Source organism: Mesorhizobium sp. WSM4313 (assembly GCF_002294725.1).
Taxonomy (GTDB): Bacteria; Pseudomonadota; Alphaproteobacteria; order Rhizobiales; family Rhizobiaceae; genus Mesorhizobium.
Genome location: NZ_NSFT01000004.1, coordinates 400,462 through 423,038, shown reverse-complemented (window position 1 = coordinate 423,038; position 22,577 = coordinate 400,462). Strand labels below are relative to the sequence as shown.

The following is a 22,577-nucleotide window of genomic DNA, read 5'->3' as shown; positions in this document are numbered from 1 at the left end:
CCCCGTGTCCTGCCGGACATCTCCCCCGCAAAGGGGGGAGATTGGCCATCTCGGCCTTCGCCAATCGCCTATGTCGGTGCTCACTTTCCACGCTTTTGTCGGCGGAAACGACGGCCATCCTTGCTCCCCGAAACCATTCATGCGAAGAGCCGGCAATGGAAACGAGGACGAGCCGACGATGAGCAAGGGCGACAAGGCCGAGCGCAAAAACGGGCTCACCTACGCCGAGGCTGGCGTCGACATCGATGCCGGCAATCTGATGGTCGAGAAGATCAAGCCGCTGGTGCGCGCCACGCGCCGGCCGGGCGCCGATGGCGAGATCGGCGGCTTCGGCGGACTGTTCGACCTGAAGGCCGCCGGCTTCACCGATCCGGTGCTGGTCGCGGCCAATGACGGTGTGGGCACCAAGCTCAAGATCGCCATCGATGCCGGCAAGCACGACACGATCGGCATCGATCTCGTCGCCATGTGCGTCAACGACATCGTCGTGCAGGGCGCCGAGCCGCTGTTCTTCCTCGATTATTTCGCCACCGGCAAGCTCGACCCGGACCAGGGCGCTTCAATCGTCGGCGGCATCGCGCAAGGTTGCCGGCAGGCCGGCTGCGCGCTGATCGGCGGCGAGACCGCCGAGATGCCGGGCATGTATCACGACAAGGATTACGACCTTGCGGGCTTCGCCGTGGGCGCCGCCGAGCGCGGCCAGCTGCTGCCGACCGACGACATCGTCGAAGGCGACGTGCTGCTCGGCCTTGCCTCGTCCGGCCTGCACTCCAACGGCTTTTCGCTGGTGCGCCGGATCGTCGCCGCGAGCGGCCTTAGCTGGAGCGATGCGGCGCCATTCAACGAGGAGCTCAGCCTCGCCGAGGCGCTGCTCGAGCCAACGCGCATCTATGTGAAGTCGATCCTGAAAGCGATCCGCAACACGCATGGCATCAAGGCGCTGGCCCATATCACCGGCGGCGGTTTCCCGGAAAACATTCCGCGCGTTTTGCCCAAGGATTTTTCCGCCGAGCTCGACCTCGAAGCGATCGACGTGCCGCCGGTGTTCTCGTGGCTGGCCAAGACCGGCGGCGTCGCGCCGGAAGAGATGATGCGCACCTTCAATTGCGGCATCGGCATGATCCTCGCGGTCGCCTCCGGCCAGGCGGCGCAGGTCGCGGCGGTGCTGCAGGAAGCCGGCGAGACGGTGACGCCGATCGGCCGCATCGTGCCGCGCCGCGACGCCGGCGTCATCTATCGGGGCTCGATCGGCCTATGAGCAGGAAACGAACGGTCGTCCTGATCTCGGGACGCGGCTCCAACATGACGGCGCTGATCGCGGCCGCCGCCGATCCAATCTATCCGGCGGAAATCGTCGGCGTCATTTCCGACCGCGCGAACGCCGCCGGCCTCGGCATCGCCCAGTCGCGCGGCATCGCCACCAAGGTCATCCAGCGCGCCGACCATCCGACCAAGGATGCCTATGACGCTGCGCTCGACGCCGCGCTTGTCGGCTTCGGCGCCGACATCGTAGCCTTGGCCGGCTATATGCGGATCCTCGGCCGCGGCTTGGTCGAGAAATGGCAGGGGCGCATGGTCAACATCCACCCTGCCCTGCTGCCGGCCTTCAAGGGTCTGGACACGCATGCGCGGGCCATCCGCGCCGGTGTTCGCATCCATGGCTGCTCGGTGCATTTCGTCACGCCCGAGATGGATGACGGCCCGATCATCGCGCAGGCCGCCGTGCCGGTGATGGTCGGCGACAATGAGGACACGCTTGCCGCGCGCGTGCTGAAGGTGGAGCACCGGCTCTATCCGCTGGCGCTGGGTCTGGTCGCCGAAGGCAAGGCGCGCATGGAAAAGGGCCACACCGTGCTTGCCCATTTCGCCGACGACGCCGACAACGCCACCTCGGTGGTGATGGCGCCCGACCCGCTGCGCGAGGAGACCGACCTCGAGCAGCTGGCGCGGATCACGCCGTAGAGGCTGCAATGCCCCTGAGACAACTTCTTATCCTCCGCCACGCCAAGTCGAGTCGGGACGATCCCAAGCTTGAGGATTTCGACCGGCCGCTAGCCGCGCGCGGCTTAAAGACGGCGCCGCTGATGGGGCGGGAGCTTGCCCAGCGCGGTTGGCTGCCGGATCTGGCGCTGGTGTCGCCGGCGCTGCGCACGCGCGATACCTGGCGGCTGGTTGCGGCCGAACTCCCGAAGAACGTGCCGGCGCAATTCGCCGACGAACTCTACGAGGCGGCTGCCGGTGCGATCCTGGCGCGCGTGCGGCAGGCCAAGGCAGCGAGCCTGATAGTGATCGGCCACAATCCCGGCCTGCAGCACTTTGTGTTGCGGCTGGCCGGCCCCGGAACGGATGAGAGCGTTTTCAAGATGATCGAAGCGAAGTTTCCGACGGCAGCTCTTGTCCGGTTCACGCTGGACAAGGATTGGGCCGATCTCGACTTCCGTGGCGCCCGACTGACGCATTTTGTTCGGCCGAAGGATTTGACGTAGCCCGAAGCCTGGCGGCCCATAAGCAAGGCGGCGGGCAAGCCCGCCGCCTTCAATATTTTCAAAGACGAGCTCAATTGCCCCAGTTGTCCGATGGCGGACCCGGCCAATCCGCAGCGCCGGCCGCGCCAGTCTTCATCTCGGTATCGACCTTCGGGGCCGGCTTGACTGTGTTGTGCTTCGGGATCGAAGCCGTGACGCTGGTGTCGGAGCCAACGGTGGCTGCCTGGCTGACGCCATCGGCGCCGTAGTGGTCGCTGCCGGCGAAGGCGGCGCCCATCGCGAGAAGCATTGCGACAGTGGTGAGAGCGATCCTGGTCATTTCGGTTTTCCTTGTCCGTTTGGTTTCGTCGGGCGATGGCCTTGGGAGGATGGCCCCGCTGCCGAAAAGACCCGCGGCGGCCTGGGTTTATTCCCGGCGCGTTCGCTTTTCAGCTGCCATGGCAGTGTCGGATCGGACTTCGCTCAGAAAAAGGCAAACGATTACAAATGCTTGTGATGACAAATACTTGTGATGCGATTCAAACGGCGTTAGCCGGCTGCAGAAAAACAGAGCGGCGGGACAAGCCCGCCGCCTGCTTTTTTCCGGGTCGGATCAGTGGTTGCCGAACAGGTTGTGATCGGTGCCCTGCACCACCGGCCTTCGGACATCCGCGTCCGACTTCGCGATCGAGGTCGTCACAGTCCGGTCGATGGTGACAGCCGGCTGTTTGGCATTGGCCGCTCCGTAATTGTCCGAGCTGGCGAAAGCGGCGCCCGTGGCGACAAGCAGGGCGACGGCGGTAAGAGCGATCTTGGTCATTTGAGTTACTCCAGATTTGAAGGTTATTGGTTGAAGCGGATTAGGAGGCGCGCCGGTTAGCGGCCCCAGATGCCTTGGCCCGACTGCGGCTGGTTCTGATCAGGTGTGATGTGGAACTCGCGCTGCTCGAACTTGTCGAGCTTGCGGATCGAACCGGTGACGGTGTTGTCGACGTTGCCCGCGGGGGCCGTTACGGCCGGCTGGTTGACATTGTCGGAACCGTAGTGGTCACTGCCAGCGAAAGCGCTGCCCGTGGCAATGAGGAAAGCAGCGGCGGCAAAAGCAATCTTGTTCATTTCAGATACTCCAGATTTCAAAAGTCGTGTCCGTCTAGTGGCGTGCCGTAATGGAAATTCGCGTCGCTCGGACCACCCCGAAATGGGTCGGCCCTGTTGCCATTTCCAATCACAAAAAATTGTGAACTGAACCGTTCGGTTCGATCTTGAAATTAGGTGAACTACGCAGCGGCCACATTCTTGTCGTTTGTTATCAAACGGTTACGGGGGTCATCGCGCGGTGCGGCACCTGGATAACAGGTCCGGTGTTGACCCTGGCAATACGAACCGTCAACATTAATTGAACCGAACGGTTCGGTTTTATCGCTTGCGCAACCGAACAGGTGGCTCGGCAGGCACCATGACCGGGGTGGCGGTCGCCGAGAAACCACGTTTGCCTTGCGCGCGGATCGATACTATCGGTTGCCTCGGGAACCAATTTGGACGCCGCCTGCCGCCCTTTGGCGAAGGTCGACGCCGTTGGGAGGAACAGCGACGAACGATGCGGCTGCTGCTTGTCGAGGACAATCGCGAACTGGCCGATTGGCTGAGCAAGACGCTGCGCCAGGCGAGCTATGTCGTCGACGTGGTGCATGAGGGCGAGGATGTCGAGCATGCTTTAGCCGCCGGGGATCACGCTTTGATCATCCTCGACCTTGCCCTGCCCCGCATGGGCGGCATGGAGGTGCTGAAAAGGCTGCGGGCGCGTGGCAACCCGGTGCCGGTTATCGTGCTTACCGCCAATGCCAGCCTTGACGGCCGGGTCAAGGGCCTCAACGAAGGCGCCGACGACTATCTGGCGAAACCATTTCAGATCGAGGAGCTGGAAGCGCGCATCCGCGTGCAGCTGCGCCGCGCCAACGACCGCACCGCGCCGATCGTTTCCTGCGGCGATCTCACCTTTGATACCAACACCAGGCTGTTCTCGCTTGCCGGCGCGACGCTGTCGCTGACGCCGCGTGAGCACGCGGTGCTGGAACAGCTCGTCGTCAAGGCCGGTCGCACGGTGAGCAAGGCGGCGCTCTCGACCGCGATCTACGACTTCGACACCGACGCCGACCCCAGCGCCATCGAGATCTATGTGCACAGGCTGCGCAAGAAGCTTGAGGGATCGCGCGTCCAGATCGCCACCTTGCGCGGCCTGGGCTACCTGTTGCGCCACGACGATCCGGCGCCATGAAAATCGACAGGCTCCGGTTCGGCAGCCTTCGCCTGCAGTTGCTGGCCTGGGTGGTGCTGCCGTTGGCTGGGCTCGCCGCCATCAATCTGTGGACCAGCCAGCGCAACGCGCTGGCGACGGCAGACCTCGTCACCGATCGCATGCTGGTCGGCTCGGCACGCGCCATCGCCGAGCAGGTGGCGATGGCCGACGGCGCGCTCGACGCTACCGTGCCGCCGGCGGCGATCGAGATGTTCGACACCGGCGACCGCGACAGCGTCTATTATCGCGTCGAGACCGCCGGCGGGCGGCTGCTGAGCGGCTATCCGGACCTGCCCGAGGCGCCGGATCGCGGCAGCGTCGAAGCCACCTACCGCGATCACCCGCTGCGCCTGGCAACGCTCAGCCATGCCGTGATCGGCGCCGGCAGCGATTCGCCGATCAAGGTCACGGTCGGCGTCACGCTTGCCGGACATGACGCCATGGTCAAGCGCCTGTGGCTCAGCGCCTTCGCCCAGCAGCTTGCCTTGGTGGCCATTGCCGGCGTGTTCGTGCTGCTTGGCCTGCGCCGCGGCTTGGCGCCGCTGATCCGGCTGCGCGATGCCGTGCGCTCGCGAAGCCGCAGCGATCTCGATCCGGTCGAGGTCCCGGGCGCGCAGAGCGAGATCCGGCCGCTGATCGAGGCGCTCAACGCCTATATGGAGCGCGTGCGGGCGCAAATGGCGGCGCAGCGACGCTTCATCGCCAATGCCGCGCACCAGTTGCGCACGCCGCTGGCGCTCTTGTCGACGCAGGCAAGCTATGCCTTGCGGGAAACCGTGTCCGATCGGCGCCAGGAGGCGCTGGTCGCGTTGCAAGCGAGTTCCGGCAGGCTGGCGCGGCTCGCTGAACAATTGCTCACGCTTTCGCGCGCCGAGCCCGGCAGCCGGCGGCCACGCGCCGACCGCATCGACCTCACCGAGGCCGCCCGCCATGTGCTGGAAGCGCAGGCGCCGGTGGCGATCAAGCGCGACATCGACCTCGGCCTCGAGGAGAACGGACCGGTGGCGGTGATCGGCGACGGCACGATGCTGCGCGAGATGATCGTCAATCTGGTCGACAACGCGCTGCGCTACACGCCGGCTGGCGGCGCGGTGACTGTCAGGCTGGCGATGGTCGATCGCGAGGGCGTGCTGACGGTGGCCGATACCGGCCCCGGCATTCCGGCCGAGGAACGGGAGCATGTCTTCGAACGCTTCTACCGCCTCGCCGGCTCGGCCGAGGAGGGCAGCGGGCTCGGCCTGGCGATCGTGCGCGAGGTGGTCGAGAATGCCGGCGGCAGCGTCACTCTGGGCGACGCCGCCGCGGGCGGGCTCAAAGTCGAGGTCCGGCTGCCGCTGGCCTAAGGCCTACGTCAATGTTCGGGCTCTTCGTCCGGCAATTCGAGCGTACGACCCGCGTAAAGAATCCCGGAGGATGACCACTTTGTCATCCACGATTTCGAACGCGATCGTCGCGCGTCGGCGCCATCCTACCGTGCGCAAACCCGGTGCGATTTCGTCATGACGCGTGCCCCGCTCCGGAAAAGTCTCAAAGTCGAGACAATAGTCGACAATGCGGCCGACAAAACGCAAAGCGGTTGCCACGCCAGCCTTTGGCGCGAGCTCGCTCAGCAACTCGGCAATGTCCCGCTCGGCGGCAGCATGGAACCTGACCTGATATTTCATGCACCGGAGCGCGGTTTGGCGTCGATCGCGTTGATGTGCTCAGAGAGATTGCGGCGCAGCTGCTCGGCCGTCAAAAGCTTCTCAGGATGGGCGCGCGCATCCTGCATCGTCGGCACGACTTCCTCGCGCAGCCAGCGTTCAATCGCCGCGTCACGGGCAGCCAGCGTACGCAGGCCATCACGGATGACTTCGCTCTCGGTGGCGTATTCGCCCGAGGCAACCTTATTTTTCACCATCTGCGCCATCTCGAGCGGCAGCGTGATCGTCAGGGGCTGGGAGTTTCGCATGACTCGTCTCCTCGATGCCCCTCAGTATAGCACAAGGCGCATGACTTTGTCATACACCAAGTGAGGCCGCACACCAGACATGATGGTGTGCGGTGATCGCTCAGGTCCCCTGCTCGTTGAACGGCGCCGGGCGCCACTTCACCACATAGTTCTCGAAGCGGGTGATGATGAACTCCACCACCAGTGCCATCACCGCCAGGATGATCATGGCGGCGAAGACTCCATTGGCGTTGAAGGCGCCCTGCGCGGTGGAGATCAAAAGGCCCATGCCCTGCTTGGCGCCGAGGAACTCGCCGACGACGGCGCCGACAAGGGCGAAGCCGAAGCTGACATGCAGGCTGGCGAGGATCCAGCTCATCGCCGAAGGGATGATGACCGAGCGGGTGATCTGGAACGGCGAGGCGCCGAGGATCTGGGCGTTGGCGATCATCGCCCTGTCGGCCTCGCGCACGCCCTGGAAGGCGTTGGCGAAGACGACGAAGAACACCATGACGACGGCCAGCGCCACTTTGGAAGCCATGCCCAACCCGAGCGCGATGATGAACACCGAGCCGAGCACCACGCGCGGCACGGAGTTCGCGATCTTGATGTAGATCGAGAACACATCGGCCAGCAGCTTGTTGCGGCCAAGGATGATGCCCGCCACGATGCCGCCGACGGCGCCGATAGCGAAGCCGAGGAAGGTTTCCTCCAGCGTCACATAGATCTGCAGCCAGAGCGGCCCCTGCGAGGTGCCCTCGGTGATCCAGGACCAGATCTGTTCCCAGATGCCCGACGGGCTGGAGAAGAAGAACGGGTCGATGATGTTGTAGTCGGCGCAGAGTTCCCAAAGGCCTAGGAAGACGACGAGGATCGCGAGGCGCAGGCCGATGACCAGAGCATGGCGTTTGCGCAGTCGTGCCCTCGCCTGCGCTTCCGCGGCGACGATCGAGGTGGCGCGGGCTGCGGCCTGATCGGTTGGAGAGATGGCGGTCATGGCAAGTCTCCTTTCAATGGCTCGCTTGCAAGCCACGGCTTTGGCCGAGCTGCACTTCCTCACGCAGATCGTTCCAGATCACCTTGGCAATCTCGATGAATTTCGGGTCGTAGCGAATGTCGGACATGACGCGCGGGCGCGGCAGGTCGATGTGGTAGACGCTCTTCACCGTGCCCGGACCGGCTGTGAGCACATAGACCTTGTCGGCCAGCGCCACCGCTTCCTCAAGGTCATGCGTGACGAAAACGACGGATGATTTCAGCCCCGACCAGAGGTCCAGCAATTCGTCCTGCATTGCCGTGCGGGTCTGCATGTCGAGCGCGCTGAAGGGCTCGTCCATCAACAGGATCTTGGGCTGGTTGATGAAGGTCTGGGCAAGCGCCGCGCGCTTGCGCATGCCGCCCGAAAGCTGGTGCGGATAGTGCTTCTCGAACCGCGAAAGGCCGACCCGGCCGATCCAGTCGCGCGCCTTCTCATAGGCTTCTTTCTTCGGCGTGCCGCGGAAGAGCGGACCGGCGGCGACGTTGTCGAGGACGCTGCGCCACGGAAACAGCGCGTCGGCCTGGAAGACGAAGCCGATATCCCGGCTGATGTCGGTGACCGGATTGCCCATGACGCGGACATTGCCGGTGGTCGGACGCAACAGGCCGGTGACGAGGTTGAGCGTCGTCGACTTGCCGCAGCCGGTCGGGCCGACGACGCAGGCGAACTCGCCGCGCGCCACCGTCATGGTGAAATCGCGGATCGCCGTCATCATGTGGCCGTCCGGCGTGACGAAGCGCAGCGTCACATCGTCGATGGCTATCGCGGCGTCAGCCGGCGGCGCGGCGGGAGACAGTTTCTCCGCCGCCATGGTCTGCGATTGCATGGCACACTCCTGTTGTGGTGGTGCGGGATGGCGCGATCCGGGCCCGCGGGCCTGCTCGCCGGCATCCGGAAACACGGCCGCCGAATTGATTCAGGCAGCCGACGCAAGCTCTTGCTTTTCAAGGGCGGACGGGGTCCGTCCGCCCTCGCCTGCCGGCGCTTACTTCGCCGCGTCGACGAACTCGGTCGTGTAGGTCTTCGATAGGTCGATCTGCTTGCCCTGCAGGCTCTTCGAGAAGGTCGACAGAACCTTCAGCACGGTCTGCGGTCCATCGGCCGGCATGCGGCCATCCGGCGTGAACATCGCCTTGCCGCCTGCCAGGCCCTGAACATAGAGGTCCTTGCTACCGGCATAATAGTCCTTCGGCATCTTGTCGGCGATCTCCTCGGCCGAATGGCCGGCGATGAACTTCATCGTCTTGACGAAGGCGTTGGCGAGCTTCTGCGCCTCGTCCTTGTGACCTTCGAGCCAGCTCGACTGGACGTAGAACGAGGCAGCCGGGTAGTCGCCGCCGAGCGCCGCCTTGGTCTTTTCGGGCGTGCGCATGTCGACCAGGACCTTCGCCTCGCCGGTCTGGAGCAATTTGGCGATGGTCGGCTCGGTGGTCATGCCGGCCTGGATCTGGTCCTGCTTGACGGCGGCGATGAAAGTGTTGCCGGCGCCGACGGGAAGCAGCGTGTAGTCGCCCGGTTTCAGGCCGCTGCGAACCGCGAGATACTGCGTCAGGAAATCAGTCGAGGAGCCGAGGCCGGTGACACCGAGCGTCGCGCCCTTGAAGTCGGCCGGCGACTTGATTTCCGGGTGCTTGGCCGAGACCAGCTCGACCTCGCCCGGCGCCTGGCTGAACTGCACGATCGACTGGATGTATTTGCCCTTCGACTGCAGGTCGACGGTGTGGTCGTAGAAGCCGACGACGCCCTGCACGGCACCGGCCAGCAATTCATTCTCGGCCTCGACGCCCGCGCGGGAGTTCACCAACTCCACGTCCAGCCCCTCATCCTTGAAGTAGCCGAGCTGCTGGGTAAGCACGGCCGGCAGATAGATCTGCTTTTCCATGCCGCCGACGATGATGGTGATCTTGTCGGCTGCCGATGCCGTCGATGCGCCAGCGCCAACCATGGCAAGCGTCAGCGCCACTGAACGCAGGGCGCGTTTAGAGATGAAACGGGTCACTAGTCTTCCTCCACTGGGCGGCGCGCCGCGCCGCATTCCTCCTGTCGGCCGCTCCCAGGCCGTTCATGTGGCGACCGCCACAAAACTGTCATGGCATGGCCAAGCTTTCAGCTGGCTTTCAGCCGTTTTAGCAGCCGTGGAATGGAGTCCGGCGGGGTTTCCGGTCACAAGGCAGTGAAGCCCAGCACATCGCGCATGTCGTATTCGCCGGGCGGCCGTCCGGCGACCCAGAGCGCAGCCGCGATGGCGCCGCGGGCGAACATCGAGCGGTCGCCGGCGGCATGCGAAAGCGTGAGCCTCTCGCCGTCGCTCAGGAAGCTGACGCTGTGCTCGCCGACGATGCTGCCGCCGCGCATAACGGCAAAGCCGATCTCGCCGGCATTGCGCGGACCAACGAGGCCATCGCGGGCGCGTCTCGCCACATCGTCCAGCACGACGCCACGTTCTCGCGCGGCCGCCTCGCCCAGCATCAGCGCCGTGCCCGACGGCGCATCGACCTTCATGCGATGATGCGCTTCAAAAATTTCGATGTCGCAGTCGTCGGCGGCAAGCGCCCTTGCCGCCTGCTCGGCCAGGCCGGTCAGCATGTTGAGCCCGAGCGAGTAGCTGCCGGAGCGCATGATGGCGACTTTCTTCGCGGCGTCGGCAATCGCCGCCAGTTCCGAGGCGCTGAAGCCGGTCGAACCGATTACCAGCGCCGGACCGCCGCGCGCCGCGCAGGCCTTGGCCAGTTCAGCGGAAGCCGCGGGCATGGTGAAGTCGACGACCACATCGGCAAGCGCCAGCGCTTCGTCGCGCTCGACCTGCCCCTCGCCCATGCTGCCCGGTCGATGGAAACGCGCGACGAGCTGCAGCCGCGGATCGGCCGCGACGGCTTCCGCCATCTGCCGGCCCATGCGGCCGAGCGCGCCGGCGATGGCTATCCTGAGCGGCTGCGGCATGGCGATCCCTGTCGAAAGCTGAGTCGGAACAATCCTCTAGCATGCCGCCTTGGCAAATTGATTCAAACCGCGACGTTGGTCTTCAGCATCATGCCGGCAATCTCCTTCACCAGCTTGGCGGCAACCAGCGCCGTCACGTTGGATAGGTCCTGGCGCGGATTGTATTCGACGACGTCGGCGGCGACTATTCGTTGGTCTATTGCCTGGATCAGACCGATGACCTGGCGCGTGGTCAAGCCGCCGGGCTCACGGTGAGAGATACCGGGAGCGAAGGCCGGATCGAGAGCGTCGATATCCATCGAGATGTAGACAGGCGTCTGAAGGTCGAGCTGCAAGCCTTCCTTGAAATGCCGCATCTCCACCACCTCGACGCCGAAGCGCTTGAACTGGTCGCGATGGTGATCGTTGACGGTGCGCAGGCCGATCTGGATCAGCCGGTCGGCCAGCTTCTCTTCCATGATCCGGGCGAAGGGCGAAGTGTGCGAACGCGGATTGTCGTCATAGGAATGATAAATGTCCGGATGCGCGTCTATGTGGACGATCGTGAGGCTCCGGCAGCGGCGGCGCACCGCGCGCAGCACCGGCCAGGAGATCGCATGGTCGCCGCCGAGCGAGATCAGCGGATGGCCGGCGTCGAGCGCGCGGCCCACCTCCGCCTCGATCCGCTGCCACGGGTCGCCACCTTGCGTGAAATCGATGTCGCCGTGATCGACGAAGCGGTCCGTCAGGTCGAAGCCGGTTTCGGTCCAGGAACTGTAGGCGTCGCTGGCGAGCTCGCGCCGGATCAGCGGCGGCGCCTCGGCAGGCCCGCGCAGATAGGACGAATTCTCGTCATGCGGAATGCCCAGAAGCGAGACCTTGGCCACGACATCCTCCCTCGTTGCCGAGACAAGCGGCTTCTATAGACGCCGGAGCTGGCGGGTGCGACGAGAGGTGCTTGGGCCAGATGGGAGGCTAGGCGCCGGACTCTTCAGCTTTCCGCAGCCACACCTTGTTGTCGTGGACGGCGGCGCCACCATAGGGTGCCGGCGCATCGGCGCCGGTCAGGACGTTGATGCCTTCGCCGCGCTCATGCGCGCTGTTCGGCCAGATGCCTTCCGCGATAACCACGCCTCGCTTCAGGCCGTCGAAGAATTTTGCGTGCAGCACCACGTCGCCGCGCCGGTTGCCGATCTCGACGCGGCCGCCATTCTCGATGCCGAGCGCCGCGGCATCTTCGGGATGGAGCAACAATTCGGGCCGGCCTTCCCTGGCCTTCGACACCGGCGTCTCGGCAAAGGTCGAGTTCAGAAAATTGCGCGCCGGCGAGGTCGCCAGCCGGAACGGATGCTCCTCGTCCGCGATCTCGATCAGCTCGACATGATCGGGGAATTCCGGCAGCCGTCCCACCGGGCCGAACAGGCCCATGCTTTTCGGCGGCCGGTTGGGCGCCGACTGCCCGGTCCAGTTGGGCCGGAAGTGGAATTTCTTGTCGGCATGGCCGAAGCCGTTGATGAAATGCGCGTCGTCGAAGCCGGGCTGCAGGTCGACCCATTTCTCAGCCTTCAGGCTGTCGAAGCTGCCGAGCCCGCGCCTGCCGAGGATGATGTCGATATGCTCGCGCTCGGTCAGGCCGAAGCCGGGCCTGTCGCCGACTCCGAGGCGCTTGGCGAGCTCCTCATTGACATAGTGGTTGGTTCGCGGCCCTTCCGGCGGCTCGATCAGCCTGGGGCCCAGCGTGATGTGCTGGTTGCCGCCACCTTTGTAGATGTCGTCATGCTCCAGAAACATCGTCGCCGGCAGCACGACGTCGGCGAGCTTGGCCGTGTCGGTCATGAACTGCTCATGTACGCAGGTGAACAGATCCTCGCGCAGAAAACCCTTTCTCACCAGCCGCTGCTCCGGGGCGACATTGGCCGGATTGGTGTTCTGGATCAGCATCGCCGTCACCGGGGGACCGCCATAGAGCGCGTCGGCCGCGCCCGTCAGCACCGGGCCGATGCGCGAATGGTCGAGATAGCGCACCTTCGGGTCGCGCATCGCGGTGCCTTCCAGCACGTCCTGGTTCAGCTGGAAGATGCCGGAGTTGGAGTGGAAGGCGCCGCCGCCCTCATACTGCCAGGCGCCAGTGACGGCGGCGATGCAGGAGACGGCATGCATATTGACGGAGCCGTTGCGCTGGCGGGCAAAGCCGTAGCCGAGCCGGAAGTAGGTCTTCTTGGTGTTGCCGACGAGATGGGCGAATGCCTCGATCTCGGCGACGGATAGCCCGGTTATGGCGGCCGCCCATTCGGGTGTGCGCGTCCGCAAATGTTCTTCCAGCCCACGCGGATCATCGGTGTATTTCTCGAGATAGGCGCGGTCGGCCAGCCCGTCGCGGAACAGCACATGCATGACCGCGCAGGCGAGCGCGCCGTCGGTGCCGGGCTTCAGCACCAGGCCGAGATCGGCCTGCTTCATCGTGGCGTTGTCGTAGATGTCGATGACGACGATCTTGGCCCCACGCTCCTTGCGCGCCCTGGTCGCATGGGTCATCACGTTGACTTGGGTGACCACGGCATTGGTGCCCCAGATCACGACGCAGTCGGATTTGGCCATCTCGCGCGGATCCGGCCCGCGCAGCGCGCCCGCGCCCATCATCCAGCCAGTCCAGGCGAGATTGGTGCAGATCGAGCCGAAAAAGCCTGAGTATTTCTTGGCGTGGCGCAGCCGCTGGATGCCGTCGCGCTGCACCAGCCCCATCGTGCCGGCGTAGAAATAAGGCCAGACCGTCTCCGAGCCGTATTTCTCTTCGGCTGCGATGAATTTTTCCGCCACAAGGTCGAGGGCTGCTTCCCAGCTGGCTTCCTTCCAGGCGCCCTCGCCCTTGGCGCCGGCGCGCACCAGCGGTTTCAGCAGCCGGTCGGGATGGTGGACGCGGTCGGCATAGCGCGCGACCTTGGCGCAGACGACACCCGCCGTATAGCTGTTCGCCTTGGCGCCGTGGACGCGGCCGATGCGGTTGTCATCGAGCAGCTCGACTTCGAGGGCGCAGGTGGAGGGGCAATCATGCGGACAGGCCGAATGGCCGATCCGGAGCTTGGCGTGCTGGTTCATGCGAAGTGTGTAGCGGGTTTTGGAGGAGAGGTGTAGGGCCAGATGGGCTCCCCTTCCCCTTGCGGGAGAAGGTGGATCGGGGCGTAGCGCCGAGACGGATGAGGGGTGTTGGAAGGAATGAGGCGGTTGTCTTGCAAGGCAACTGCCAAGCTGGAACAGCCCTAATGTCGGCTACTCGGTGATGTTTTTATACAGCGCGCTATAGGCGCCGCATCTCGGGCAGCGCATGTGCCGCTCGATATGATCCTCGCCTGCCTTGGTGTCGAAAACTTTGAGGTCCGCTTCGCCACATTCCGGGCATTTGACACTTGCGTTCGGGTCGACCGCCAGAACGCTGCCTGCATTGATCCACAATTCTCTGGACATCGACGTTTCCCGCACCGCTTTACCCAATTCCAGCGTCTCACTCCGCTGGAACACCCCTCATCCGTCTCGGCGCTGCGCGCCGATCCACCTTCTCCCGCAAGGGGAGAAGGGGAATCGCTACTCCGCGATCCCTTCCTCATACTCCGCCGACATCGTCAGCCACTTGTCCTCGTTTTGCGCCAGCGTCTGCGTCAGTTGCGAGCGCTCCTTGGCCAGCTGCGTCGCGGTCGAGGGGTCCTTTTCGTAGACCGCCGGATTGGCAAGCTCGTCCTCGATCAGGTCGATGCGCTTGCGGATGCGGTCCATGAGCGCCTCGGTGGCGCGGATTTCCTTGGCTAAAGGCTCTAGTGCCGCACGGCGCTGGGCCGCCTCGCGGCGGCGATCGGCCTTGGACGCCTTGTCCGCCTCCTTCTGCTCACGGCGGTTGGCGGAAACGCCGGTGACCAGCGTCTTATAATCCTCCAGGTCACCGTCATAGGGATTGACCGCGCAGTCCTTGACTAGCCACAGCCGGTCGGCCGTCGCCTCGAGCAGATGCCGATCGTGCGAGATCAGGATCACCGCGCCCGGAAAGTCGTTCAGCGCATGGATCAGCGATTCACGGCTGTCGATGTCGAGGTGATTGGTGGGCTCGTCGAGGATGAACAGGTTCGGCCCCTCGAAGGCCGACAGCCCCATCAACAGCCGCGCCTTCTCGCCGCCGGACAGATCCTTGGCGGCGGTGTTCATCTTCTCGGTGGTAAGCCCAAACTGGGCGACACGGCCGCGCACCTTCGATTCCGGCGCCTCCGGCATCAGCCTGCGAACGTGCTCGTAGGCGTTTTCCTCGGGCCTGAGATCGTCGAGTTGATGCTGGGCAAAGATCGCCACCTTCAGCCCAGGCGCCACCGTCATCGTGCCGGCCTCCTGCTTCAGCCGGCCGGACAGAAGCTTGGCGAAGGTCGACTTGCCGTTGCCGTTGGCGCCGAGCAGCGCGATCCGGTCATCGGCATCGATGCGCAAGGTCATCTTCTTCAGGATCGGCTCACCGGGCGTATAACCGACACTGACGTTGTTGAGCGCAATGATCGGCGACGCCACCGTCTTCACCGGCTCCGGAAACGAGAATGGCCGCACCGTGTCGTTCACGATCGCCGCGATCGGCTTCATCTTTTCCAGCGCCTTGATGCGCGACTGCGCCTGCCTGGCCTTGGAGGCCTTGGCGCGAAAACGCTCGACGAAGGATTCCATATGCTTGCGGGCGGCTTCCTGCTTGATGCGGCCCTTTTCCTGCTGTTCCTTTTGCTCGGTGTACTGGCGCTCGAACTGGTCGTAGCCGCCGCGCCAGAAGGTCAGCTTCTTCTGATCGAGGTGGACGATGGAATTGACGGCGCGATTGAGCAGGTCACGGTCGTGGGAGATCAGCAGAACCGTGTGCGGATATTTCGAGACGTAATTCTCGAGCCAGAGCGTGCCTTCGAGGTCGAGATAGTTGGTCGGCTCGTCGAGCAGCAGAAGGTCAGGCTCGGAAAACAGCACTGCGGCCAAAGCCACGCGCATGCGCCAGCCGCCCGAGAAGGAGGAGGCCGGGCGGCGCTGCGCCGCGTCGTCGAAGCCAAGGCCGGCAAGGATGGTGGCCGCGCGGGACTCGGCCGAGTGGGCATCGATGTCGGCCAGCCGCATGTGGATGTCGGCAATGCGGTGCGCGTCGGTCGCCGTCTTTTCCTCTTCGAGCAGCGCGGTGCGCTCAATATCGGCCTTGAGCACGATGTCGATCAGCGGCTCCTCGGTGCCGGGGGCTTCCTGCGCCACCTGGCCGATGCGGGTGCTTTTCGGCAGGCTGATCGAACCGGTCTCCGAAGGGAAATCACCGGTGATCGCCTTGAACAGCGTGGTCTTGCCGGTGCCGTTGCGGCCGACGAGGCCGGCCTTGGTGCCGGCCGGCAGCGTCAATGAAGCATGATCGAGAAGCAGCCGCCCCGCCATGCGCAGCGTAAGATCGTTGATGATAAGCATGGCCGGCTTTTGCACGGGAGATCGGCGCTTCGCAAGAGCCAGGGCCCGGGATGAGACCCCCGCTCGCTGTCTTTGGCCGTTCAGCAAAAAAACTCGAAGGACTGGAACCAGTTGCCGGCCGAAGCGTTCTGACGCCCGTGATCCGCTATCTCGCCCTGGCCTTCATCTTCTTCCAGGTCGCCACGACCACCGCGCTGGCGACGCAGGTGGTTCTGTTCGAAGACGAGACCGCTCACATTGCCCTCGCCGCTGAACTCGCGAGCGGGCCGCAGGGCCAACCAATCTCGCGCCAAGCGGCCAAGATTGCGAACCGGCTGGAGACGCGGGAGCCGAAACACCTGTTGATCCAAATCGATTCCGGAAAAGCATCCTAGGCTTCGCCTTGTGATTGACGAAGAGGCTGGCGGACACGCCCTTCTATCCTGCCGGCCTGCCGGAATGTCTCCCCTCAAGGAAGGATTGTTCGTTCCTCTGCTTTCGCCCGGTCACACTTTGCTTGCCACGTCACAGGTTTGGCGTTGATCGCCGCTGTTGTCTCAACCTATGCTGGCGCGAGCGGCGGGTTCAAGCAGAGGACAGATCAGATGTCAGCCAAGACCTCGCTCCTTTCGGCCTCGCTGGCGGTCGCGATTTTCGCAGTCGTCGCCGGGTTGACCATGCTTCCCACCACTCCCGCCGCCCGTGCGGCAACCATCGACTGTGCGGCAGCGAAGACGCAGGCCGACCTTGCGACCTGCACGGCCGCGAATGCCGCTTCGGCGGACGCGGGGCTCAATGCAGTCTACAAGGAGCTGGCGGGACGTCTGGCTCCCACCGACCTGAAGCGCCTGCGCGAGGCGCAGCGCGCCTGGATCCCGTTCCGCGACAAGGAATGCGCCTTCCGCACCCAGCCCTATGCCGGTGGCTCGGTATATGCGACCCTCGTCGAGACCTGCAGACAGGACTTGACGAAGGCGCGGCTGGCGCAGTTGCAGCACCAGTTGCAATGCCCCGAAGGCGACCTCTCCTGCGTGCCGCAAAGCGGCGGCAGCGCCGCGCCCGCGACGGCTGGCACGGCGTCTGCGAAACCCGCCCCTGCACAGGTAAGCCGGAACGACACGCGGCCATGCGTGCAATCCGCGGGAAAGGCGAAGTCGGACGAGTATGTCTCGCAATGCGTCCAGGTTTCGCCGGCGACCCATCCGCCCTGCAACGGGCAGAACGCGTGCAACGTGATGATCGATGAGATCAAGCGCGGCTGCGCCATGATCGGCAATGACAACCCGCCCGCCTTTTGTTCCGCCTACAAGAACTAAGCCGCACCCGACGTCGCTCCTGACTGCCACGGCGATCAACATTCCCGGAGAAAGATCAACCCGTCGCAAGCAGACAACCGCAAGTTTGCCTCGTGCTCAATATTGATGCAGCAAGAGACGATACCACCAAAAAGGCAGCGAAATCTTCTGACCCAAGCATGATGCTTATCAAAAATTGATTTCAGTTTTTATCGCAAACCTGCGACCTTGCCGATGCGCCGTGAGTCGTGAGTTGGCGCCAACGATAACTTGATCCAAGAAAACTTGGCTCTGGCATTCAGGAGCTCACGATGGGCGCGGCGATCAACGATCCACGCACGTTGCGATATGTCGCGGAAATCACGCGCAAGCTGGCGAAGATGCTCTCGCGCACGCGCTACAACATGCTCGTCTACCTTCTTGAGATGACGGCTGTCGAGGCGGAGAGCCTGGCCAACGAGCAGGACCCCAAGCAGGTCCGGCCGGCGGAGCCGCCTCAGGTCCTCGGCTGAGCGCTCGCCATAAGGCGGTCCAGAGCGTTTCACCGTTTCGAGGAAACGGTAAATCGCTCTATCTCCCTGTTTTGACGCAGTTCCGGGCGGAAAGGCTACGCCGAAGTCGCCGAGCCTAACCGCTCACACTTTTTCTGGAATTGCTCAAGGACGGCGAGACATTCCAGCCTGTGCGCCTCGATCACCGGCGGAGCGTCGCATTCGATGATGGCGCGCTCGAACCGGTCGAGCGCGTCCAGCACCGCAAGCAGGTCGCCGGACGGACTGCCCAGCGAAAACAGGATGCGCCGCGCCTTGACGCCGTGAGCCGCACTCACTGAGCACTGCGCGGCGACCCCGCGGCGCAACGCGGCAAGATCGGCCAGATGGTCGCGCAATGGCCATGGCGCGACATCATCGGCTGCGGGCAACATGCCTCAGGCCTTGGCCTTACGCTTGCCCTTGCTCCTGGCCGCGTCGCCGCCGGCCGGCTTGCGGCCGAGGCCGGAGGATTTGGCCAACGCCGAGCGGGTGGCCGAGTAGCTCGGCGCCACCATCGGATAATCGGCGGGCAGGCCCCATTTCGCACGATATTCGTCCGGCGTCAGGTTATGATCGGTCGCGAGGTGACGCTTCAACGACTTGAACTTCTTTCCGTCCTCCAGGCACACGATGTGGTCGGGGAAAACCGAGCGCTTCGGGTTGACCGCAGGCGTCTGCGCCACCGCCTCCTTGACAACGCTGCCGGTGGCGAGCCTGCGCACCGACGCGCTGACGCTGGCGATCAGATCGGGCAGGCCGGAGGCAGGGAGCGGATTGTTGCCGACATAGGCCGAGACAATGTCGGCGGTCAGTTCGATTGCAGTCTTGTCGTCGATGTTGGACAATTTTTTCACCTTCTGCTGGCCCTCAAATCGCCAGCTCTTTTTTTAAGACTTTCGTCGGTGTATCGAATTGGACCTGTCCCCCAACGGACCGTCCAGAGTCAGTAAAGCTACGAGACTCAATACCGGGTGATGTTTCTACACGGACTGGAAACGCGCAAGTTAGGAATTCTAATAGCTATAGCGCACGCTTTATAGCACCGGCCGCCCGCCTGGATAGGTAAAAGGGGCTACAGAACTTCAACCTACGGTAGGAGTTGCTGAAAAATCGAAGTTCAGGCCAAGTTCCAGCACGGCAACGGCAATCTACCAGCCGAATGCTCGACCATGCGCGATTCGGCGGCCCCATGGCAAATCGCTCATCCGGCGGCGACACCGCGCCTGAGCTCGGCAGGCGGCCTCTCCGCGAGGATCTCCAGCACGCGCTTCCAGCGCGCGCAGCGGCTAAAGTCCTTCTGCTCGATGGCCTTTTCGGCCTTCATGGCCGCATAGAGCGGCGCCTCCGCGCCAAACTCCCTGACCAGCCAGTGCGCCTCCTGCCTGGCGCGGCGTTCGTCCTCGTCAACGGCCATTTTGGACATTGTGCCTGCTCTCCGTACCTTCGATGCCGACCGCAAGGCAGCTGCCAATGACGAGGACGGCGCCGGCAACAGCCGTCATCGACAAGCTTTCGCCCGAGAGCGTCAGCAGAAACGTGGAAGCTATCGGCGTCAGATAGGCGACGACCGCTATCCTGCCGCCGTGGTCGAGCTTTGCCGCGCGCGACCAGAAATAATAGCCGAGCCCCATCGGGCCGGCGCCGAGATAGAAGCCGAGCAAAAGATGCGCGCCGGTCGGGCGCACGACGCCATCATGAACGCACCAGGCGAAGGTGAGCGCGACACCGATCAGTGCCGAAGGCAGGAGCAGCCGCTCGGGCGACACGGCGAGGCGGCCGACAGCGAACGAGTAGAAGGCCATGCAGAGCGCGGAGCCGAAAGCGGCGAGATAGCCGACAAGGCTGCCGCCTTCGAACCATGCCCCGTTGGACCAAAAATGCGCGCGGCCGCCGGAGATCACCAGCGCCACGCCGACGAAACCAAGCGCCGCCGCCAGCCCGAGCAACACCGGACGCCGCGGCCTGCCAAGCAGGATGACCGCCGCGGCAGTCATCAGCGGCCAAGTATAGGCGACAAGGTTCGCCTCGATGACCGGCGCCGAGGCGAAGCCGATATATTGCAGGACCATGGTGCCGACCAGGCCGAGGAAGCCGACGAGATAGGCGAGCGCGGCATTTCCCTTCTCCCCTTGTGGGAGAAGGTGGATCGGCGCGAAGCGCCGAGACGGATGAGGGGTGTTGGAAGGAACTCCGGCGTCGGCGATCCGTCCAGCACCCCTCATCCGACCGAGCTTCGCTCGGCCACCTTCCCCCACAAGGGGGGAAGGAAAGAGCCGGATCAGCGCGAAAACAATCGTCGCGCCGCAAAATTGCAGGAACTGCACCTGCGACACCGGATAGACGGCAAGCAAGGTCTTGCCGACCAGGGCGTTGGTCGCCCACAGCGCTACGGCACCGAGGGCGAAGGCAAGCGCCGCGCCGCGGGCGCCGGAACGGCTTTGGCTTTCCGGCCCGACCGGCCCGAGACTCAGCGACACTGAAGGCGGCTGACACTCGACCGGATCATCGGTCATTACCAAGACTCCCTCGCCCCGCCGGAAACCGCTTCCGCCGTCGGCTGCGGCACGGGATGTTCCTCGGCATGGCGGCGGTAGGCGGGCAGCTGGTTGGTCCAGACATCCTCGGCCAGCTCGTTCACCCAGGCACGGTCATGGTCGTTGTCGGCGGCGAGGTAGAACATGCGGTTGTCGTCGACATAGGGTTTGGCCGTCGAGCGCTGGTTGAGCACCAGGGTGACGCGCTCGCCGAGCTGGATCGGCGCGGTGCGGTGGAGCACACCGAGGAACTGGCCGAGCGTGGCGTAATTCATCTTGTGGTCGATGCGCATGATCTTGTTGCGCGGCAGCTCGCGGCCGGATTCCAGGATCGAGCGGCCGGTCTCGGAATCGTCGCAGTAGATTTCCAGATGACCGCCGATGAGAGGATCGCTGATCGACAGCGGAATGAGCTCCGTCACCGGAACGCCGTCGCAATGCCATTCGACCGCGCCATCCCTTGGATTCATGAAGGTGACGGTCGAGCCGACGATCGACAGCGGATAGGGCTCGAGCTTGGTTCCCATCATGTCGGACAATCTTTCCAGGCGCAGCTTGTCGTGCAAGAGCTCCTTGATCTCGGGAATATAGCGGTCGGCACCAGTGATGAAGGTGAGGTCGAGGTGCTTGTGCACGGCATGGCTGCCCTTCAATTTGAGCGCCGCTTCTTCGATGGCGGCAAGCAGAGCCGGGTCGTAACCGTGACGATACTGGGCGACGCCGAAACCCGACACTTTCCAGGAGGTCTCATGACCAATGATGGCCTCGCGGCTCATTGCACAGCGCAGTTCGGGAATTGTATGGGCGTTCATTCTATTTTCTCCAAGATGGGGGCAACACTTGGTTAACAGTCATTTAAACGCCTACCCCTGTAAATTTAGGAATGCTGGTGGTAGCGTAAGCCCAGCTTAAGGTCGAAAACCCCGTGCGACTGCTCAGTCAGGTCAATCTCAATTCGCTGAAAATCGTGGAGAGCGCCGCGAGGCACAGGAATTTCACGCGCGCCGGCGAAGAGCAATTCATCACCGCTTCCGCCGTCAGCCAGCGCGTGAAGAGCCTGGAGGATCAGCTGCGCTTCAAGATCTTCGAGCGTGGCGGCAACGCGGTGTCGCTGACGCCGGAGGGCGAGACCTATGTGGCGCGCGTGCGCGAGGCGCTGGAGCGGATAGTGGCGGCCAGCATGGAGGCAACCGGCCAGTCGCAGGCGCATGTGTTGCGGATCTGCGTGCTGCCGACCTTTGCGGCGCGCTGGCTGTTTCCGCGGCTTTCGGCCTTCCAGCATCAATATTCCGATATTGAGATGCGGGTGTCGACCTCTTACGCCACGCATGAATTCTCGACTTCCGAATACGACCTCGAAATCCGTTATGGCGACGGCAATTTCCCCGGTCTCACGTCGGAGCTGCTGTTCAAGGAAGATCTGACGCCGGTGTGCAGCCGAAAACTCTTCCAAGAGGTGCTGGGCGACAAACCGCTGTCGAAGGTGGTGCCGGAGGATCTGCGCTACTTCACGCTGCTACACTCTGACACGTGCACGCAGAACTGGCAGTCGTGGCTGGGCTTTGCCGGCGCGAGCTTCGTGCTTGGCGAAACGAGGAGCGTCTATTTCGATAGCTGCATGATGTCCTACGAAGCGGCCAATGCCGGCATGGGCTTTGCCGTCGCCAACCGCGCCTATATGGCAAGCGACATCCGCGCCGAACGGCTTGTGGCCCCCTTCGCGGTCCACCATCCCAACACGGCGGGTTGGTATTTCGTCAGCCCCATCAAGGCGGTCGGCGCCCGCAAGGTCGAGTTGTTCAAGCGGTGGATCATGGCCGAAGCGGCGCTGACGCAGCGCCAGTTGGACATCGAGATCGCCAACGTGCCGGTACGGCGCGTGGCGATGGCGTGAAGGCCAGTCTTCCACGGATGCTCACTTGAGCGAATCCCGCACCATCGGAGGCCTCGCAATGACGGGCCCTGCAGAATTTCGTGATTTTCCGGTGGCTCCATAGCCGGCTACCGTGATCGCACCATGACGCGAAGCGGAGACTCAGCTATCTTGTGTTGTGCGGCGGGCCTGATTTTCCCGCTTGGCCGGCGCTACCCAGCTTCCTCCCAAGCAGCGCCGGCCTTCTTCGTTTCGGC

General features: G+C 63.9%; 27 protein-coding genes. 9 read left to right on the top strand and 18 right to left on the bottom strand.

Annotated features, from left to right (window positions below; translation table 11 throughout):
• The first annotated feature begins 178 nt into the window (after positions 1-178).
• Genes purM through CK219_RS12705 form a run of 3 tightly spaced genes read left to right on the top strand, consistent with a single transcriptional unit; the run spans position 179 to position 2,486 of the window.
• Positions 179-1,258, top strand: a complete 1,080-nt coding sequence (gene purM, locus CK219_RS12715; protein ID WP_095767195.1) for a phosphoribosylformylglycinamidine cyclo-ligase — start codon at positions 179-181, stop codon at positions 1,256-1,258.
• Complete coding sequence (purN, locus tag CK219_RS12710; protein ID WP_095767089.1) at positions 1,255-1,962, top strand: phosphoribosylglycinamide formyltransferase; 708 nt, start codon at positions 1,255-1,257, stop codon at positions 1,960-1,962. Before purM ends, purN begins: the two co-directional genes overlap by 4 nt.
• Positions 1,963-1,970: 8 nt before the next feature.
• Positions 1,971-2,486 (top strand): histidine phosphatase family protein, encoded by a 516-nt coding sequence (locus CK219_RS12705; RefSeq protein WP_095767088.1) that lies wholly within the window; start codon positions 1,971-1,973, stop codon positions 2,484-2,486.
• Between the two features lie 70 nt (positions 2,487-2,556).
• On the opposite strand, the gene CK219_RS12700 is transcribed toward CK219_RS12705, so the two are convergent.
• From CK219_RS12700 to CK219_RS12690, 3 genes are all read right to left on the bottom strand, one after another.
• Positions 2,557-2,805, bottom strand: coding sequence for a DUF680 domain-containing protein (locus tag CK219_RS12700; RefSeq protein WP_095767087.1), 249 nt, complete (start codon positions 2,803-2,805; stop codon positions 2,557-2,559).
• A 273-nt stretch (positions 2,806-3,078) separates the two neighbouring features.
• Complete coding sequence (locus CK219_RS12695) at positions 3,079-3,285, bottom strand: DUF680 domain-containing protein (RefSeq protein ID WP_095767086.1); 207 nt, start codon at positions 3,283-3,285, stop codon at positions 3,079-3,081.
• 56 nt (positions 3,286-3,341) lie between these two features.
• The gene (locus tag CK219_RS12690) at positions 3,342-3,581 is read right to left on the bottom strand and encodes a DUF680 domain-containing protein (protein WP_095767085.1); all 240 of its coding nucleotides are present in this window, start codon (positions 3,579-3,581) and stop codon (positions 3,342-3,344) included.
• A 481-nt stretch (positions 3,582-4,062) separates the two neighbouring features.
• On the opposite strand from CK219_RS12690, the gene CK219_RS12685 reads away from it, so the two are divergent.
• Positions 4,063-4,740 carry a response regulator gene (locus tag CK219_RS12685; protein ID WP_095767084.1) on the top strand — a complete coding sequence of 226 codons (678 nt, stop codon included), beginning with the start codon at positions 4,063-4,065 and terminating at the stop codon, positions 4,738-4,740.
• Entirely contained in the window at positions 4,737-6,104 is a 1,368-nt protein-coding gene (locus CK219_RS12680) for a sensor histidine kinase (RefSeq protein ID WP_095767083.1), read from the top strand. Before CK219_RS12685 ends, CK219_RS12680 begins: the two co-directional genes overlap by 4 nt.
• Before the next feature lie 3 nt (positions 6,105-6,107).
• Here CK219_RS12680 and CK219_RS12675 read toward each other — a convergent pair whose 3' ends face one another.
• From CK219_RS12675 to CK219_RS12630, 10 genes are all read right to left on the bottom strand, one after another.
• Positions 6,108-6,425: a type II toxin-antitoxin system RelE/ParE family toxin gene (locus CK219_RS12675; protein ID WP_095767082.1), complete on the bottom strand. Its 318-nt coding sequence runs from the start codon at positions 6,423-6,425 to the stop codon at positions 6,108-6,110.
• A complete protein-coding gene (locus tag CK219_RS12670) occupies positions 6,422-6,712 on the bottom strand; it encodes a type II toxin-antitoxin system ParD family antitoxin (protein ID WP_095767081.1) in 291 nt (96 codons plus the stop codon). The genes CK219_RS12675 and CK219_RS12670 overlap by 4 nt, the downstream gene beginning before the upstream one ends.
• Before the next feature lie 100 nt (positions 6,713-6,812).
• Entirely contained in the window at positions 6,813-7,688 is an 876-nt protein-coding gene (locus CK219_RS12665; protein WP_095767080.1) for an ABC transporter permease, read from the bottom strand.
• Positions 7,689-7,701: 13 nt separating this feature from the next.
• Positions 7,702-8,556, bottom strand: coding sequence for an ABC transporter ATP-binding protein (locus CK219_RS12660; RefSeq protein WP_095767079.1), 855 nt, complete (start codon positions 8,554-8,556; stop codon positions 7,702-7,704).
• Between the two features lie 159 nt (positions 8,557-8,715).
• A complete protein-coding gene (locus CK219_RS12655; protein WP_224638422.1) occupies positions 8,716-9,675 on the bottom strand; it encodes an ABC transporter substrate-binding protein in 960 nt (319 codons plus the stop codon).
• Positions 9,676-9,893: 218 nt separating this feature from the next.
• Entirely contained in the window at positions 9,894-10,670 is a 777-nt protein-coding gene (dapB, locus tag CK219_RS12650) for a 4-hydroxy-tetrahydrodipicolinate reductase (protein ID WP_095767077.1), read from the bottom strand.
• A gap of 62 nt (positions 10,671-10,732) precedes the next feature.
• On the bottom strand, positions 10,733-11,536 hold the full coding sequence (speB, locus tag CK219_RS12645) for an agmatinase (RefSeq protein ID WP_095767076.1): 804 nt from the start codon (positions 11,534-11,536) through the stop codon (positions 10,733-10,735).
• A gap of 88 nt (positions 11,537-11,624) precedes the next feature.
• Positions 11,625-13,745 (bottom strand): molybdopterin oxidoreductase family protein, encoded by a 2,121-nt coding sequence (locus tag CK219_RS12640; RefSeq protein WP_095767075.1) that lies wholly within the window; start codon positions 13,743-13,745, stop codon positions 11,625-11,627.
• A 171-nt stretch (positions 13,746-13,916) separates the two neighbouring features.
• The gene (locus CK219_RS12635) at positions 13,917-14,111 is read right to left on the bottom strand and encodes a hypothetical protein (RefSeq protein ID WP_095767074.1); all 195 of its coding nucleotides are present in this window, start codon (positions 14,109-14,111) and stop codon (positions 13,917-13,919) included.
• A gap of 117 nt (positions 14,112-14,228) precedes the next feature.
• Positions 14,229-16,106: an ABC-F family ATP-binding cassette domain-containing protein gene (locus CK219_RS12630; protein ID WP_095767073.1), complete on the bottom strand. Its 1,878-nt coding sequence runs from the start codon at positions 16,104-16,106 to the stop codon at positions 14,229-14,231.
• 50 nt (positions 16,107-16,156) lie between these two features.
• On the opposite strand from CK219_RS12630, the gene CK219_RS12625 reads away from it, so the two are divergent.
• From CK219_RS12625 to CK219_RS12615, 3 genes are all read left to right on the top strand, one after another.
• Positions 16,157-16,480, top strand: coding sequence for a hypothetical protein (locus CK219_RS12625; RefSeq protein ID WP_141245330.1), 324 nt, complete (start codon positions 16,157-16,159; stop codon positions 16,478-16,480).
• Positions 16,481-16,618: 138 nt separating this feature from the next.
• Positions 16,619-17,401: a lysozyme inhibitor LprI family protein gene (locus tag CK219_RS12620; RefSeq protein WP_141245329.1), complete on the top strand. Its 783-nt coding sequence runs from the start codon at positions 16,619-16,621 to the stop codon at positions 17,399-17,401.
• Positions 17,402-17,691: 290 nt separating this feature from the next.
• Positions 17,692-17,892, top strand: a complete 201-nt coding sequence (locus CK219_RS12615) for a hypothetical protein (RefSeq protein WP_095767070.1) — start codon at positions 17,692-17,694, stop codon at positions 17,890-17,892.
• 95 nt (positions 17,893-17,987) lie between these two features.
• Here CK219_RS12615 and CK219_RS12610 read toward each other — a convergent pair whose 3' ends face one another.
• From CK219_RS12610 to CK219_RS31655, 5 genes are all read right to left on the bottom strand, one after another.
• Positions 17,988-18,305: a hypothetical protein gene (locus CK219_RS12610; RefSeq protein WP_141245328.1), complete on the bottom strand. Its 318-nt coding sequence runs from the start codon at positions 18,303-18,305 to the stop codon at positions 17,988-17,990.
• A gap of 3 nt (positions 18,306-18,308) precedes the next feature.
• Positions 18,309-18,758, bottom strand: coding sequence for a MucR family transcriptional regulator (locus CK219_RS12605; protein ID WP_095767194.1), 450 nt, complete (start codon positions 18,756-18,758; stop codon positions 18,309-18,311).
• Positions 18,759-19,114: 356 nt separating this feature from the next.
• Positions 19,115-19,336 carry a hypothetical protein gene (locus tag CK219_RS12600; RefSeq protein WP_224544029.1) on the bottom strand — a complete coding sequence of 74 codons (222 nt, stop codon included), beginning with the start codon at positions 19,334-19,336 and terminating at the stop codon, positions 19,115-19,117.
• A complete protein-coding gene (locus CK219_RS12595; RefSeq protein ID WP_095767067.1) occupies positions 19,317-20,426 on the bottom strand; it encodes a DMT family transporter in 1,110 nt (369 codons plus the stop codon). The genes CK219_RS12600 and CK219_RS12595 overlap by 20 nt, the downstream gene beginning before the upstream one ends.
• Positions 20,426-21,259, bottom strand: coding sequence for a hypothetical protein (locus tag CK219_RS31655; RefSeq protein ID WP_176477001.1), 834 nt, complete (start codon positions 21,257-21,259; stop codon positions 20,426-20,428). The genes CK219_RS12595 and CK219_RS31655 overlap by 1 nt, the downstream gene beginning before the upstream one ends.
• Positions 21,260-21,372: 113 nt before the next feature.
• Between CK219_RS31655 and CK219_RS12580 the strand changes: the two genes are divergently transcribed.
• Entirely contained in the window at positions 21,373-22,341 is a 969-nt protein-coding gene (locus tag CK219_RS12580; RefSeq protein WP_095767066.1) for a LysR substrate-binding domain-containing protein, read from the top strand.
• Positions 22,342-22,577: the final 236 nt, after the last annotated feature.

Coding starts and splice junctions, on each gene's coding strand:
- CK219_RS12630 (WP_095767073.1), bottom strand. CDS start 16,106: ATGCTTATCATCAACGATCTTACGCTGCGCATGGCGGGGCGGCTGCTT.
- CK219_RS12640 (WP_095767075.1), bottom strand. CDS start 13,745: ATGAACCAGCACGCCAAGCTCCGGATCGGCCATTCGGCCTGTCCGCAT.
- CK219_RS12600 (WP_224544029.1), bottom strand. CDS start 19,336: ATGTCCAAAATGGCCGTTGACGAGGACGAACGCCGCGCCAGGCAGGAG.
- CK219_RS31655 (WP_176477001.1), bottom strand. CDS start 21,259: ATGAACGCCCATACAATTCCCGAACTGCGCTGTGCAATGAGCCGCGAG.
- CK219_RS12625 (WP_141245330.1), top strand. CDS start 16,157: ATGAGACCCCCGCTCGCTGTCTTTGGCCGTTCAGCAAAAAAACTCGAA.
- CK219_RS12655 (WP_224638422.1), bottom strand. CDS start 9,675: ATGGTTGGCGCTGGCGCATCGACGGCATCGGCAGCCGACAAGATCACC.
- CK219_RS12595 (WP_095767067.1), bottom strand. CDS start 20,426: ATGACCGATGATCCGGTCGAGTGTCAGCCGCCTTCAGTGTCGCTGAGT.
- CK219_RS12680 (WP_095767083.1), top strand. CDS start 4,737: ATGAAAATCGACAGGCTCCGGTTCGGCAGCCTTCGCCTGCAGTTGCTG.
- purM (WP_095767195.1), top strand. CDS start 179: ATGAGCAAGGGCGACAAGGCCGAGCGCAAAAACGGGCTCACCTACGCC.
- CK219_RS12665 (WP_095767080.1), bottom strand. CDS start 7,688: ATGACCGCCATCTCTCCAACCGATCAGGCCGCAGCCCGCGCCACCTCG.
- CK219_RS12660 (WP_095767079.1), bottom strand. CDS start 8,556: ATGCAATCGCAGACCATGGCGGCGGAGAAACTGTCTCCCGCCGCGCCG.
- purN (WP_095767089.1), top strand. CDS start 1,255: ATGAGCAGGAAACGAACGGTCGTCCTGATCTCGGGACGCGGCTCCAAC.
- CK219_RS12695 (WP_095767086.1), bottom strand. CDS start 3,285: ATGACCAAGATCGCTCTTACCGCCGTCGCCCTGCTTGTCGCCACGGGC.
- CK219_RS12705 (WP_095767088.1), top strand. CDS start 1,971: ATGCCCCTGAGACAACTTCTTATCCTCCGCCACGCCAAGTCGAGTCGG.
- CK219_RS12670 (WP_095767081.1), bottom strand. CDS start 6,712: ATGCGAAACTCCCAGCCCCTGACGATCACGCTGCCGCTCGAGATGGCG.
- CK219_RS12685 (WP_095767084.1), top strand. CDS start 4,063: ATGCGGCTGCTGCTTGTCGAGGACAATCGCGAACTGGCCGATTGGCTG.
- CK219_RS12610 (WP_141245328.1), bottom strand. CDS start 18,305: ATGTTGCCCGCAGCCGATGATGTCGCGCCATGGCCATTGCGCGACCAT.
- CK219_RS12700 (WP_095767087.1), bottom strand. CDS start 2,805: ATGACCAGGATCGCTCTCACCACTGTCGCAATGCTTCTCGCGATGGGC.
- CK219_RS12615 (WP_095767070.1), top strand. CDS start 17,692: ATGGGCGCGGCGATCAACGATCCACGCACGTTGCGATATGTCGCGGAA.
- dapB (WP_095767077.1), bottom strand. CDS start 10,670: ATGCCGCAGCCGCTCAGGATAGCCATCGCCGGCGCGCTCGGCCGCATG.
- CK219_RS12675 (WP_095767082.1), bottom strand. CDS start 6,425: ATGAAATATCAGGTCAGGTTCCATGCTGCCGCCGAGCGGGACATTGCC.
- CK219_RS12635 (WP_095767074.1), bottom strand. CDS start 14,111: ATGTCCAGAGAATTGTGGATCAATGCAGGCAGCGTTCTGGCGGTCGAC.
- CK219_RS12690 (WP_095767085.1), bottom strand. CDS start 3,581: ATGAACAAGATTGCTTTTGCCGCCGCTGCTTTCCTCATTGCCACGGGC.